Origin of the sequence: Microbispora sp. ZYX-F-249 (genome assembly GCF_039649665.1) — a bacterium.
GTDB lineage: Bacteria > Actinomycetota > Actinomycetes > Streptosporangiales > Streptosporangiaceae > Microbispora > Microbispora maris.
Genome location: NZ_JBDJAW010000024.1, coordinates 50,708 through 62,918, shown reverse-complemented (window position 1 = coordinate 62,918; position 12,211 = coordinate 50,708). Strand labels below are relative to the sequence as shown.

General features: G+C 74.9%; 13 protein-coding genes. 2 read left to right on the top strand and 11 right to left on the bottom strand.

What is annotated here, in order from left to right:
* Positions 1-15 precede the first annotated feature (15 nt).
* Positions 16-498 (bottom strand): SRPBCC family protein, encoded by a 483-nt coding sequence (locus AAH991_RS25925; protein ID WP_346228511.1) that lies wholly within the window; start codon positions 496-498, stop codon positions 16-18.
* 81 nt (positions 499-579) lie between these two features.
* Between AAH991_RS25925 and AAH991_RS25920 the strand changes: the two genes are divergently transcribed.
* Positions 580-1,356, top strand: a complete 777-nt coding sequence (locus AAH991_RS25920) for a TetR/AcrR family transcriptional regulator (protein WP_346228510.1) — start codon at positions 580-582, stop codon at positions 1,354-1,356.
* On the opposite strand, the gene AAH991_RS25915 is transcribed toward AAH991_RS25920, so the two are convergent.
* The 10 genes from AAH991_RS25915 to AAH991_RS25870 form a co-directional block, all read right to left on the bottom strand.
* Positions 1,337-3,127, bottom strand: coding sequence for an FtsX-like permease family protein (locus AAH991_RS25915; RefSeq protein WP_346228509.1), 1,791 nt, complete (start codon positions 3,125-3,127; stop codon positions 1,337-1,339). The genes AAH991_RS25920 and AAH991_RS25915 overlap by 20 nt on opposite strands.
* 5 nt (positions 3,128-3,132) lie before the next feature.
* On the bottom strand, positions 3,133-3,900 hold the full coding sequence (locus AAH991_RS25910) for an ABC transporter ATP-binding protein (protein WP_346228508.1): 768 nt from the start codon (positions 3,898-3,900) through the stop codon (positions 3,133-3,135).
* Entirely contained in the window at positions 3,897-4,430 is a 534-nt protein-coding gene (locus tag AAH991_RS25905; protein WP_346228507.1) for a PadR family transcriptional regulator, read from the bottom strand. Before AAH991_RS25905 ends, AAH991_RS25910 begins: the two co-directional genes overlap by 4 nt.
* Positions 4,431-4,542: 112 nt before the next feature.
* Positions 4,543-5,577 carry an LLM class F420-dependent oxidoreductase gene (locus tag AAH991_RS25900; protein WP_346228506.1) on the bottom strand — a complete coding sequence of 345 codons (1,035 nt, stop codon included), beginning with the start codon at positions 5,575-5,577 and terminating at the stop codon, positions 4,543-4,545.
* Between the two features lie 93 nt (positions 5,578-5,670).
* Positions 5,671-6,471, bottom strand: coding sequence for an SAM-dependent methyltransferase (locus AAH991_RS25895; protein ID WP_346228505.1), 801 nt, complete (start codon positions 6,469-6,471; stop codon positions 5,671-5,673).
* A gap of 82 nt (positions 6,472-6,553) precedes the next feature.
* Positions 6,554-7,141 carry a nucleotidyltransferase family protein gene (locus tag AAH991_RS25890; RefSeq protein WP_346228504.1) on the bottom strand — a complete coding sequence of 196 codons (588 nt, stop codon included), beginning with the start codon at positions 7,139-7,141 and terminating at the stop codon, positions 6,554-6,556.
* Positions 7,138-8,238: an XdhC family protein gene (locus tag AAH991_RS25885; protein WP_346228503.1), complete on the bottom strand. Its 1,101-nt coding sequence runs from the start codon at positions 8,236-8,238 to the stop codon at positions 7,138-7,140. Before AAH991_RS25885 ends, AAH991_RS25890 begins: the two co-directional genes overlap by 4 nt.
* Positions 8,231-9,409 (bottom strand): vWA domain-containing protein, encoded by a 1,179-nt coding sequence (locus AAH991_RS25880; protein ID WP_346228502.1) that lies wholly within the window; start codon positions 9,407-9,409, stop codon positions 8,231-8,233. The genes AAH991_RS25885 and AAH991_RS25880 overlap by 8 nt, the downstream gene beginning before the upstream one ends.
* The gene (locus tag AAH991_RS25875; RefSeq protein WP_346228501.1) at positions 9,402-10,304 is read right to left on the bottom strand and encodes an AAA family ATPase; all 903 of its coding nucleotides are present in this window, start codon (positions 10,302-10,304) and stop codon (positions 9,402-9,404) included. The genes AAH991_RS25880 and AAH991_RS25875 overlap by 8 nt, the downstream gene beginning before the upstream one ends.
* Positions 10,305-10,411: 107 nt before the next feature.
* Positions 10,412-10,732 (bottom strand): ArsR/SmtB family transcription factor, encoded by a 321-nt coding sequence (locus tag AAH991_RS25870; RefSeq protein WP_346228500.1) that lies wholly within the window; start codon positions 10,730-10,732, stop codon positions 10,412-10,414.
* 106 nt (positions 10,733-10,838) lie between these two features.
* On the opposite strand from AAH991_RS25870, the gene AAH991_RS25865 reads away from it, so the two are divergent.
* Positions 10,839-12,182, top strand: coding sequence for an MFS transporter (locus tag AAH991_RS25865; RefSeq protein ID WP_346228499.1), 1,344 nt, complete (start codon positions 10,839-10,841; stop codon positions 12,180-12,182).
* Positions 12,183-12,211 lie beyond the last annotated feature (29 nt).

Sequence of the window (12,211 nt, the reverse complement as noted above, 5' to 3'; positions counted from 1 at the left end):
GCCGCGCGGCGCCCCTCACGCGCCGGGGCCGGGGAGGCGGCCGGACCGGAGCCGGCCGTGTTCGTCGAGGTCGTCCAGGAGGGCGGGCAGGCCGGAGGCGAGCATCTTGCGGCGGACGCGGCCCAGGAAGCGGGCCATGAAGGCCCCGCCGACGCCGGTGAAGCCGGTGTGCTCGTAGGCGAAGCGGGTGCCGCCGTCGCAGGGTCGCAGCCGGTAGACGACCTCGGTCGTGTCACCCTGCCCGTCACCTCCGGTCCAGGAGTAGCGCAGCAGCGACGGCTCCTCGACCTCCAGCACCTCGCAGTCGACGATGCCGTTCCAGCCCGGTTTGGGCTTGGCCACGAACCGGAACCGGTTGCCGGCGACCGGGGCGAAGCCCTCGGGCCGCGCACCGGCGCCGGTCGCGGTCCACAGCGGGATGAGCTCCGGGTCGGTCACGGCGCGCCATACCTTGCCGACGGCATGCGGGTAGTCGCAGACGATGCGGATCTCGGACACGTCGCGCCTCCTCGGCGGATTTTTCAGTGACTGAAAAACACCGTACCCCAAAACTTCAGAGACTGTAATAATCTGGGGATCGTGAGTACCCGCGGAGTGGACTGGTCGATGCTGCGCGGCCCCGGCGGGCACGTTCCCGAGGACGAGCGGCCACGGGAGCGCAAGAAGCGGCTGATGCGCCGCCGGCTGTCCGACACGGCGACCGAGATGTTCCTCGAGCGCGGTTTCGACGCGGTGCGCGTGGCGGAGATCGCCGAGGCGTGCGGGGTGACGGAGAAGACCGTCTACAACTACTTCCCCACCAAGGAGTCGCTGATCCTCGACCTGTGGGACTCCACGGCGGCGTCCCTGGGCGTCCTGGCCGACCCGGCGGTGCCGCCGGTCCGGGCCGCGCTGGCGATCCTGTCCGACGAACTGGCCGCCCTGGTGTCCTGGTTGTCCGCGCAGGACGACCCGGACCGGGCCGCCGAGCTCTTCCTGCGCTTCGGCGCCCTGCTGCGTGCCACGCCCGCGCTACGCGCCCACCAGCGGGACGCGGTCGACAGACTCGTCGCGACCGCGGCCCGGTTCCTGGCCGGGAGGGCGGGCGCGGACCACGACGCGCCGGAACCGCACATCGCCGCGATCGCCCTCGTCGGCCTGTGGCAGGTCCAGTTCCGGAGCCTGGGCAGGCATCTCGCCGCCGGCCTGACCTCCGCGCGGCTGCGCGGAGCCGTCGAGGCCGACGTCCGCCGCGCCGCCGCGGTCCTCGACGACGGCATCGGCTCCCTCGGCGGCTGCGCGGAAACCCCTGAGCGAGAACGTCCTGAGCGACGGGCGGCCCGTGACGCGGGGCCGGTCACGCCGTTTCGGCGCTGAGGACCCGCGCCACGGGCCGGCGGGCCGCCAGGCGCGCGGGCAGGGCGGTGAGCGCCGCCGTCGCCACGAGAGTCGCGAGTGCGGCGCCGAGCAGCCAGGCGGAGGGTGGTTCCACCGCGTTCCTGGGTGCGAAGAGTGAGAGCAGGCCCGCACCCAGAGGACCGCCGATGAGGGCACCGGGCAGGCCGGGCAGGAGCTGGGCGGCGGACAGCCCCGCGGTGATCTGTCCCGGGGTGGCGCCGAGCGTACGGGCGACGGCCATGCTCGCCCGCGCTTCCATGGCGGTGGTCCAGGTGAACGTGATGGTGTTCACGACGGCGAGTGCGATCAGCAGGACGGTGACCACCAGCATCAGCCGGCGGTCGTGCTCGCCGCGCAGGTTGGGCAGGGCGGCGGAGCCGTCCAGGCCGTAGCCCCTCTCCGGCTGGGCGTGGAGGGTCAGCAGGGCGACGATCGCGATCACCGTGGTGGCGGTGGCGCACGCCTGCAGCACGGCGCGGCCCGGCCGGCGAGCGGTCAGCCGCAGCCCCAGCAGCAGCGGCGTGGGCAGCAGAGCGGACAACGCGGTGAGCCAGGGCCGGTGACGGGGCTGGTGCGCCGTGGCGGACAGCGCCGTGACGGTCGCCGTACGCATGGCCCGCAGCGTGGGAGGCAGCGTGGACAGCACCGCCACGGCCACGGCGAGGACGGTCGCCGTGACGACGGCGGCGCCGCCGGGCCCGTACGCGTCGCCGATCCGGCTGGCGGTGGGGCTGGCGATGGCGGGCACGGTCAGCCGGGCGAGCACCAGCCCCAGCGCGTCGCCGGCCAGCGCCAGCGCCAGGTACTCGGTGAGCAGGACGGCGGCGATGAGACCGGGGGCGGCGCCGACGGCCTTGAGCAGCCCGGCCCGGCGCGTCTGCTCGACGGCGCGCCCCGCGGCCAGCGCCGCCACTCCGGTGACGGCCAGGAAGCCGAGCAGCCAGCCGCCGGCGACGAGGATCGGCTGGCTGTTCCTGAGGATGACCATGTCCTGTACGGCGGTGAACCGCCAGGAGTGGAAGTTGACCCTGGCGGCGGAGACACGATGGGCGTGGCGGAAGGCGTCGGCGGCGGCGGGGTCGCGCAGCTTGAGGTCCACGGCCGTGGTCACCGGCAGATCGTTGGCCGACGCCAGTGTCCGCGCGTCCGACCGGGTCATCCAGGCCAGGCCGCTGTAGTCGCTGGGGCCGCCGCCCGGGCCGATCTGCGCCGCCCAGGGGTAGATGGAGGTGGCCGCGGTGACGGCGATTCCGACGACGGGGTACGACCGGCCGGCGATGGTGACGCGGTCGCCGACGCCGACGCCGAGCGCGGTGGCGAAGCCGCGTTCGAGGACGGTGCCGCCGGGGCGCACCCACCGGCCGGAGGTCACCAGAGGCCGGTTGACCGCGCCGGGCGTCTCGGCGAAGCCCTGCACCACCACCGGCGACGAGAGGGAATCGCGCGTGGTGAGGTCGGCGTAGACGATGCGGTAGGGACCGTGGTGGGCGATCACTTCGGGAGCGTCCGCCAGCGAGGCCAGGGCCGAGGTCACCTCGGGCCCGGTGTCGCCGGAGAGCGCCACGACGTCCGGCCCGGCGGCGGCCGCGCGGGTCTGCTCGTACAGCGCGTCGCTCACGCCGTGCAGGGACAGGCCCAGGGCCATCGTGGCGGTGGCCACGGTCACCGCGAGCAGGAGCATCGCGGCCTGGGCCCGGTGCCGGCGCATGTCGGCCAGCACCAGACGCACGACCAGCACGACGGAGCCCACGGCGTTCAGCCCTCCAGCCCGAGCAGGCCGCCGAGTCCGCCGAGCCGCCCGGTGCCGGTGCCGGTGCCGGTGCCGGTGCCGGACAGCCGGGTGTCGTCGACGAACATCCCGTCGCGCATCGAGACCAGCCGGTCCGCGGTGGACGCGACCCGTTCGTCGTGCGTGACGATCACGAGGGTCTGCCCGGCGGCGCGCAGATCTTCGAAGATCCTCAGCACGTCGAGGGTCGCCGCGGTGTCGAGGTTGCCGGTCGGCTCGTCCGCGAGGACGACCAGCGGGTCGTTGACCAGCGCGCGGGCGACGGCGACCCGCTGACGCTGCCCGCCCGACAACCGCGACGGCAGGTGCCGGGCGCGGTCGGCGAGCCCGACCCGCTCCAGCAGCAGGCTCGCGCGGCGCCTGGCCTGCCGGCGCGAGCGCCCCGCCAGCAGCGCGGGCAGCTCCACGTTCTCGGCCGCCGACAACTCCTCCACCAGATGGAATGCCTGGAAGACGAACCCCACCGTCCTGCGCCGCATGCGCGCCAGCGCCCGCTCGCTCAGCGTGTCGATGCGCCGCCCGGCCATCCACACCTCGCCACCGGTGGGCCGCTCCAGGCCACCGAGCAGGTGCAGCAGAGTCGACTTCCCGCAGCCGCTGGGGCCCATCACCGCCAGCGTCTGTCCCTGCGGCACCTCCAGGTCGACCTCGTCCACGGCGCGGACCCGGCCCTGCCCCTGACCATGCGTCTTCACCAGGCCGCGGGCCCGGACCACGGCGCTCGACACGTTCATCCGCCCTCGATTCCGTGGCCGGCCCCGGACCAGGCCCGCTCGCAGGCGTCCAGCCAGCGCAGGTCCGCCTGCAACCGCAGCGTGACCCCTTCCAGCAGCAGGCCGGCGCCCGAGCCCGCCGGCTCGGCCAGCGCCGCCCGCTGCGCCTCACGCAGGTGGCGGAGCAACTCCCGGCGCTGCGCCGCCACCAGCTCCACCGGATCGGCCAGCCGGGCCGCGGCTGCGGCGGCGAGCTTGAGATGGAACTCCGCCAGGTCCGGTTTCGGCCAGCCGACCTCGGCCAGCCAGGTCGTCACGCGTTGCTGCCCGGCCGGCGTCAGCGCGTAGACCTTGCGCTCCGGCCGTTCGGGCAGGCCGTCCGCCCGCTCGCAGGCGACCAGCCCCGCACGCTCCAGCCGGGCCAGCGTCACGTAGATCTGACCGCGGTTCATCGACTCGCCCAGGGGGCCGAGGGCGCGCCGCAGCCGGGCGTGCAGGTGGTAGCCGTGCGAGGGCTCCTTGGCGAGCATCGCCAGCACCGCGTCCTGCATGTCACCCCCTAACGGTTAGCCAATAGATAGCCGTTACCTATAGGAGGTGTCAAACGTCACTGCGGCGATCGCCCGGACCGGCGCGGGTCATGCTCCCGCGCCGCCGGACGGCTCAGGAGGCCAGGTCGCGGATCTTCTCGATGAGCGCGACGCGCTCCTCGTGGGTGCGGGCCACGGGGGCGACGTTGAGCGTGGTGACCCCGGCCTCGCGCAGCGCGGCCAGCCGCTCCCTGACGTGCCCCTCCGAGCCGACCAGGGACATGCGCTCCAGCAGTTCCCTCGGCACCAGCGCCTCGGCCTCCTTCTTCTTGCCCTCCAGGTAGAGGTCCTGGATCTGCTCGGCCTCCTTCTCGTAGCCGTAGCGCCGGGCGAGGTCGTTGTAGAAGTTCCTGCCCTTGGCGCCCATGCCGCCGATGTAGAGGGCGGCCATGGAACGGCCCAGCTCCAGCACGCCCTCGACGTCGTCGCCGATCGCGAGCACGGCCTGCGCGATCACGTCCAGCTCGCCGAGCACGGGATCCCTGCGCTCGCGGCCGACGGCCAGGGAGGAGCCCCACACCTCTCCGGCCTTCTCCGGCATGAAGAAGATCGGTTCCCAGCCCTCGGCCAGCTCGGCGGCGAGCTCCACGTTCTTGGGCCCGATGGCCGCGATCACGACCGGGATGCGCTCGCGCACGGGGTGGTTGATCAGCTTGAGCGGCTTGCCGAGGCCGGTGCCGCCCTCCAGGGGCAGCGTGTAGTGCTTGCCGGAGTACTCCAGCCGCTCGCGCCGCCAGACCTTGCGGCAGATCTCGATCACCTCGCGGGTGCGGCCGAGCGGCGCGGTGTACGGCACGCCGTGGAAGCCCTCGATGACCTGCGGGCCGGAGGCGCCGAGGCCGAGCGTGAACCGCCCGTCGGAGACGTAGTCGAGACCGGCGGCCGTCATGGCCAGCAGGGCCGGCGTGCGGGAGTAGATCGGCAGGATGCCCGAGGCGATCTGCAGCCGCTCGGTCCTCGCCGCGATGTAGCCGAGCTGGCTGACGGCGTCGAAGCTGTACGCCTCCGCCACGAACACGATGTCGAGCCCGGCCTTCTCGTAGTCGGCCAGCTCGGCGACGGTCTCCTTGAAGCCCCCCGAGTAGTTAAGGGCCATTCCGATCCGCATCCGCCTCGTCCTTCCGCGTGAACCCGTCGGTAACCGAATGATGTTCCGTATCCGGATGCCAAGGCTAACGAGGTGGACCGGCGGTGACCACCGTCAGGGGCGGCGCGCGACTCCGCCGAGCACCGGCAGGAAGCCGCCGCGCGGCGGCAGCGCGCCGTCGCCGGGCCGCCACTCGTTCAGCGGGACCAGGCCGGGCTCGACCAGGTCGAACCCGTCGAAGAAACGCGCGATCTGCGCGCCCGGCCTGGCCTCGAAGGGCGCGTTCGCGTTGCCGTAGACGTCGCCCGCCCGGGCCATCTCCTCCGGGACGAGGTCGGAGCAGACGTGTGAGATGACGACGTGGCTGCCCGGAGGGAGCAGGTCGCGGTAGGCCGCCACGACGCTCTCGGGGCCCTCCTCGTCGGGAACGAAGTGCAGGCAGGACACCAGCAGCACCGCCACGGGCCGGTCGAGGTCGAGGCCCGTCGCCGAGGCCGCCGTCACGATCTCCTCGGGCCGCCGCAGGTCGCCCTGCAGGAAGCGCACCCGGGGGTCGCCCTCCAGCAGCGCCCGCCCGTGCGCCGCCACCACCGCGTCGTTGTCCACGTACGTCACGAACGCGTCGGGGGCCTCCTCCAGCGCGATCTCGTGGACGTTGCCCTGTGTCGGCAGCCCCGCGCCGAGGTCGAGGAACCCGCGGATGCCGCACTCGGCCGCCAGGTAGCGCACGGCCCGGCCCAGGAAGGCGCGGTTCTCCCGCACCGCCTCCCTGACGTGGCCGCGCGACAGCTCGATGATCCGCTCGGCCGCCGCCCGGTCGGGCGGGAAGTGGTTCTTGCCGCCCAGGTAGTAGTCGTACATGCGGGCGACGTTGGGCCGGGTGACGTCCAGCCCGCCGGGTGCCTGCTCCGTCATGACGCGCTCCCCCGCTCGGCCGGAACCATCCTTCGTGATCATTGTGGCGGAGCCCATGGATGACGGCGAATCGGGCGAATGGCTACTTATGGAGTCGTCCCTTACGGAGTCGGCACAGGTCGGCGGGGGTGTCGACGTCCGCCGGGTCGCCCGCGTCGTCGCAGGGCACCGGCGTCACCAGCTCCGGGTGCGCGCGCAGGAAGGGCCGCGCGCCGACGTCGCCCTCGGCGAGCGCGGCCACCTCCGCCAAATGCTCGCGCGCGATGAGCACCGGGTTGCGGAGCGCCCCGCCGTACGCCGCGACGGCGACGCGGGCGCCGGCCCCGAACGCGGCGATCAGCCGGCGCACCGCCTCGGGCCGCACCAGCGGCTGGTCGGCCAGCGCGACGACCACCGCGGGGGCGGCCGCCGGGAGCGCGCGCAGCCCGGCCCGCAGCGACGAGCCCATCCCGGCCGCCCATTCGGGGTTGCGCACGACGACGGCGCCGGCGACCGGCACGTCGGCGGCCCCGAGGACGACGAGCACCGGCCGGCACCCGCCCTCGGCGAGCACCCGCACGCCGCGGTCGGCCAGCCGCTCCCCCTCGAACTCCACCAGCGCCTTCGGCCCGCCGAACCGGCTGCCGCCCCCGGCGGCCAGCAGCAGCCCGGCGACCACCCCGCCGTTCACGGCGAATCACCGTGGATGCGCCCCGACGTCTCGGTCAGCGGCCTGCCGCTGCCGCCCCAGCGGAGCTGGATCAGCTCGGCCGCGATCGACACGGCCGTCTCCTCCGGCGTGCGCGCCCCGAGGTCGAGCCCGATCGGCGACCGCAGCCGGGCCAGTTCGCCCTCGGTCAGGCCGGCCTCGCGCAGCCGCGCCAGCCGGTCCGCGTGCGTGCGCCGCGACCCCATCGCCCCGACGTACGCCGCGGGAGTGCGCAGGGCCACCTCCAGCAGCGGCACGTCGAACTTCGGGTCGTGGGTGAGCACGCAGATCGCCGTGCGCTCGTCGACCTCGGCGGCGGCCAGGTAGTCGTGCGGCCAGGCGACCACGACCTCGTCGGCCTCGGGGAACCGCTTGGCCGTGGCGAAGACCGGCCGCGCGTCGCACACCACCACGTGGTAGCCGAGGAAGCGCCCGATCCGCGCGACCGCCGCGGCGAAGTCGATCGCGCCGAAGACCAGCATGCGCGGCGGCGGCGCGAACGACCGCACGAACACCCCCAGGTCGTCCAGGCGCCGCTCCCCCTCGGGGCCGTAGCGCCGCACGCCGGTCAGGCCCTGCGCGAGCATGCCGCGCACGTCGTCGTCCACGGCGTCGTCCAGCCGGGCCGAGCCGAGCGAACCGGCCGCCCGGTCCGGCCAGACCACGCGGCGCGCCCCCACGCGGCCGGGGCCCGCGACGATCGTGGCCACGGCCACGGGCCGCCGCGCGGCGACGTCGGCGGCGACCTCGCCCAACTCCGGATAGTCCTCCTTCGAGACCGGCTCCACGAACACGTCGATGATGCCGCCGCAGGTCAGGCCGACCGCGAAGGCGTCGTCGTCGCTCACGCCGTACCGCTGCAGCACCGGCGTCCCGGTGGCGACGACCTGCGCGGCGAGTTCGTAGACCGCACCCTCGACGCACCCGCCCGAGACGCTGCCCACCGCCTCGCCGTCGAGGACGGCCATGGCCGCCCCGGGCGGGCGCGGCGCGCTGCGGAAGGTGCCCACGACGGTGGCGAGCCCGAACCGCCGCCCCTCCTCCCACCAGCGCAGCACCTGGCCGAGCACGTCACGCATCCTCGGCGCCTCCCCTTCGTACGGGCCGGTCGCCGGCCAGCAGCGCGGCCAGTTCCTCGCAGGCCGCCAGGCTGTGCCCGGCGACGAAGTCCGTGACGTACGGCAGCGCCGCGCGGATCCCGGCGGTCATCGGCCGGTACGCCGGGTCGCCCTTGTGGGGGTTGACCCACACGACGCGGCGGGCCAGCCGGGACAGCCGGGCCATCTGCGCGCCCAGCAGGTCGGCCGGGCCCCGCTCCCACCCGTCGGACGCGATCACGACGATGGCCCCCCGCGCGTCGGGCAGGCGCAGCAGCGCCCGCACCTCCTCCCCCAGCCGGGTGCCGCCGCTCCAGTCGGGGATGGCCGCCGAGCAGGCGTCCATGGCGAGCCCGGGGTCGCGGTGCCGGAGCGCGGGCGTGATCCTGGTGAGCCGGGTCCCCGCGCTGAACACCTCGGTCGCCCTCGGCTCGGCGCGGACCAGGGCGTGGGCCAGGCGCAGCAGCGTGTCGGCGTACGCGGCCATCGAGCCGCTGACGTCCACCACCATGACGACCCGCCGCGGGCGCGTCCCGCGCACGCGCCGGCGCAGCCGGGCCGGCTCGCCGCCGTGCCGCAGGATCTCCCTGACCGTGCGCCGGGCGTCGGCCGCGCCGCCGTGGGACGACGGGCGGTACCGCCGCGACCTGCGCGGCTGCCGCGCGCCGCGCAGCAGCGCGAGCAGGCGGTGCACCTCCCGCCGCTCCGCCTCGCTCATCCGCGCCACGTCCCGGTGCCGCAGCACCTCGGCCTCGCTCGCCGTGGCCGCGGGCGCGTGGGGCTCGCCCGACGTCTCCGGCTCCCCGGCGCCGTACGGCGCGGCCACCGGGCGGGTCACGGACACGGTCGTCCCCCGCACCCGGCGCGGCGCGGCGAACGATGCGGAGAAGTAGGCGGCGAAGCAGCGGTCGTACCGCGGCAGGTCGTCGGGCCCGGCGCACAGCGTGAGGCGGCCCGCCCAGTAGACGTCGCGCCCGTCGGCGGCGTCGAGATGGCCGAGCGCCGCGAGGAAGTTCCGGGTGCGGTGGTGGTCGGCCGCCACCCCGGCCGCCCGCAGCGCCCGGGCGAACCCGGCCAGCACGGCGACCGGCCCGGGACCGTCCCCGCTCCGGCCGTCCCTGATCCGGCCCGTGACGGCGACGCCGTCAGCCACGACCGCCGCCCGGCGTGAGCAGCCCCATGGCCCGTACCGTCTCCTGGTCCTCCCGGTGCTTGAGCAGCGCGCCCAGCGTGGCGGCCGCCAGGGCGGGGTCGAGCTCCGCCGCGCCGAGCGTGAGCATGGCCTCGGTCCAGTCGAGGGTCTCGGCGACACCGGGCGGCTTGAGCAGGCCGGCCTCGCGCATCCGGCCCGCCGCCCGCGCCACGTCCGCCGCGAGCCGCTCGGCGCATCCCGGCAGGCGCCGGCGCAGGATCGCCACCTCCCGGTCGAACCCCGGGTGCTCCAGCCAGTGGTAGAGGCAGCGCCGTTTGAGCGCGTCGTGCACCTCGCGGGTGCGGTTGGAGGTCAGGACGACGACCGGCGGGGTCGCCGCGCTGATCGTCCCGATCTCCGGCACCGAGATGGTGAAGTCCGACAGCACTTCGAGCAGGAACGCCTCGAACTCGTCGTCGGCCCGGTCGATCTCGTCGACGAGCAGCACGCTGGGCTGGGTCTCCAGGGCCCGCAGCAGCGGCCTGGCGATGAGGAACCGCCGGTCGTAGATCTCGCCCTCGAGCGCCGCGACGTCCGCCACCCCGGCCGCCTCGGCCGCCTTGAGGTGCAGGAGCTGGCGCGGGAAGTCCCAGTCGTACATGGCCTGCGCGGCGTCGAGGCCCTCGTGGCACTGCAGCCTGATCAGCGGCGCGTCGAGGATCGCCGCGAGCGTCTTGGCCAGTTCGGTCTTGCCGACGCCCGCCTCGCCCTCCAGGAACAGCGGCCGGCCCATCCTCAGGGCGAGGTAGGCCGCGGTCGTCACGCCCTCGTCGGCCAGGTAGTCGTGGTGGTCGAGCAACTCCGCCAGCCTCGCCGGCGCGTCGATGCCCGAGATGGTGGTCGTCCGCCGCAGCACACGGACAGGCTACGCGGGGGTCGTCCGGCGAGGCTCTGGCCGAATCCGCCAAACCCGGGCGCGGCCCGGGGCCGTGTGTCGCCACGATCGCACAGATCTGCCCGCCCTCACTGCGGGGGCGCGGCCAGCACGGCGTCCAGCAGGCCGGGGAACCGCTCCTCCAGGTCCTGCCTGCGCAGGCTCACGTACCGCTGCCGGCCATCCGGGACGTTGCGGATGACGCCGGCCTCGCGGAGGGTCTTCAGGTGGTGCGACAGCGTCGACTTCGGCACCTCTCCCCCGGTGGGCTGGCACGCCGCCACCTCCAGCGGCCCCTGCGCGAGCCGCCGGACGAGCGCCAGCCGCGAGGGGTCGCTCAGCGCGAACAGCACGTCGGTCAGCACCAGCGTCGCGGTGTCGGGGTGCGGCAGGTCCCGGGCTCCAGGCATGGTTCGATAATAGTTGAACAATTCGGCACCTCGTCGTACGGTGTGACGGTTTGAGAATTTTGGAACCATTGACCACGCCGGAACCATTGACCAAGGGAGTGCCGTGATGACGACATCGGGGGACCGCGCGACGCCGGCGGACATCCTGGAGGCGGATCGGGACCCGCGGACACCGGGCCCGGAACCCGGGCGGGGCGATGACGCGGCCGGCGGCGCGCCGGCCGCGGTGGGGACGAGGGCCCGCGGCCGGATGTCCCGCGGCGCCGGCTTTTGGCTGCTCGCCGGAACGCTGGTGGCGTTCATGGTCGCCGCGAGCGTTCCCTCCCCGCTGTATGTGATCTACCAGCAGCGCTGGGGGTTCTCGGCGGCCACGCTGACCGCCGTCTTCGCGGTCTACGCCCTCGCGCTGCTGGTCGCGCTGCTCACCGCCGGCGGGCTGTCCGACCACGTCGGCAGGCGGCCCGTGCTGGTCGCGGCCCTGCTGGCCGAGGCGGGCGCCATGGTCGCGTTCCTGACCGCGGACGGCGTCGGGCCGCTGCTGCTGGCCAGGGCGGTGCAGGGCCTGGCCACCGGCGCGGCGACGGGCGCGATCAGCGCGGGGCTGGTGGACCTGCAGCCGCGGTCGCACCGCGTCCGTCAACTGGGCGCGCTGGTCAACAGCGTCGCGCCGACCGGCGGCCTGGCCGCGGGAGCGCTCGGCGCCGGACTGTTCGTGCGTTACACGACGGCCCCGACGACGGCGATCTTCGTCCTGCTCACGGCCGGCTTCGCGCTGCTCGCGGCCGCGATGACGCTGCTGCCCGAGCCGGTCGCGCCCCGTCCCGGCAGGGGCCGGGACGCACTCGTCTCGCTGCGCCCGCGGGTGGCCGTGCCGCGGCCCGCCCGAGGCGCGTTCGCGGCGGCCGTCCCCTGCCTCGTCGCCACCTGGGCGATGGGCGGGCTCTACCTGTCGCTGGGCGGCTCGCTCACGGCGGGCGTCCTGCACATTCCCGACCACCTGGTCGGCGGGCTCGTCGTCACCGCGCTCACCGCCGCCGGGGCCGTGGCGTCGCTGGCCGTGCGCGACCTGCCGGCGAGAAGGGTCATGACGGGCGGGTCGCTGGTGCTCGCCGCCGGGACCGGCCTGACCCTGGTGGCGCTCGCCGCCGCGTCCACGCCGGTGTTCTTCGCCGGGACGGTCGTCGCGGGGTGCGGGTTCGGCAGCGCCTTCCTCGGCGCGTTCCGTTCGCTCGCGGCGCTGGCGGGCTCCGCCGAGCGGGCCGGGATGTTCGCGTCCGTCTACGTCGTCAGCTACCTCGCCTTCAGCGTGCCTGCGGTCGCGGCGGGGCTCGCGGTGCCGTCGCTCGGCCTGCGCGCCACGGCCACCGTTTACGGCTGCGCGGTGGTCGTCCTGGCCCTCCTCACGGCGGTCCCCGGCCTCGTCCGGGAGCGCGCGGCCCGCACGGCCTGAAGCCCACGCCGCGCCCGCGCGCTTAGGGT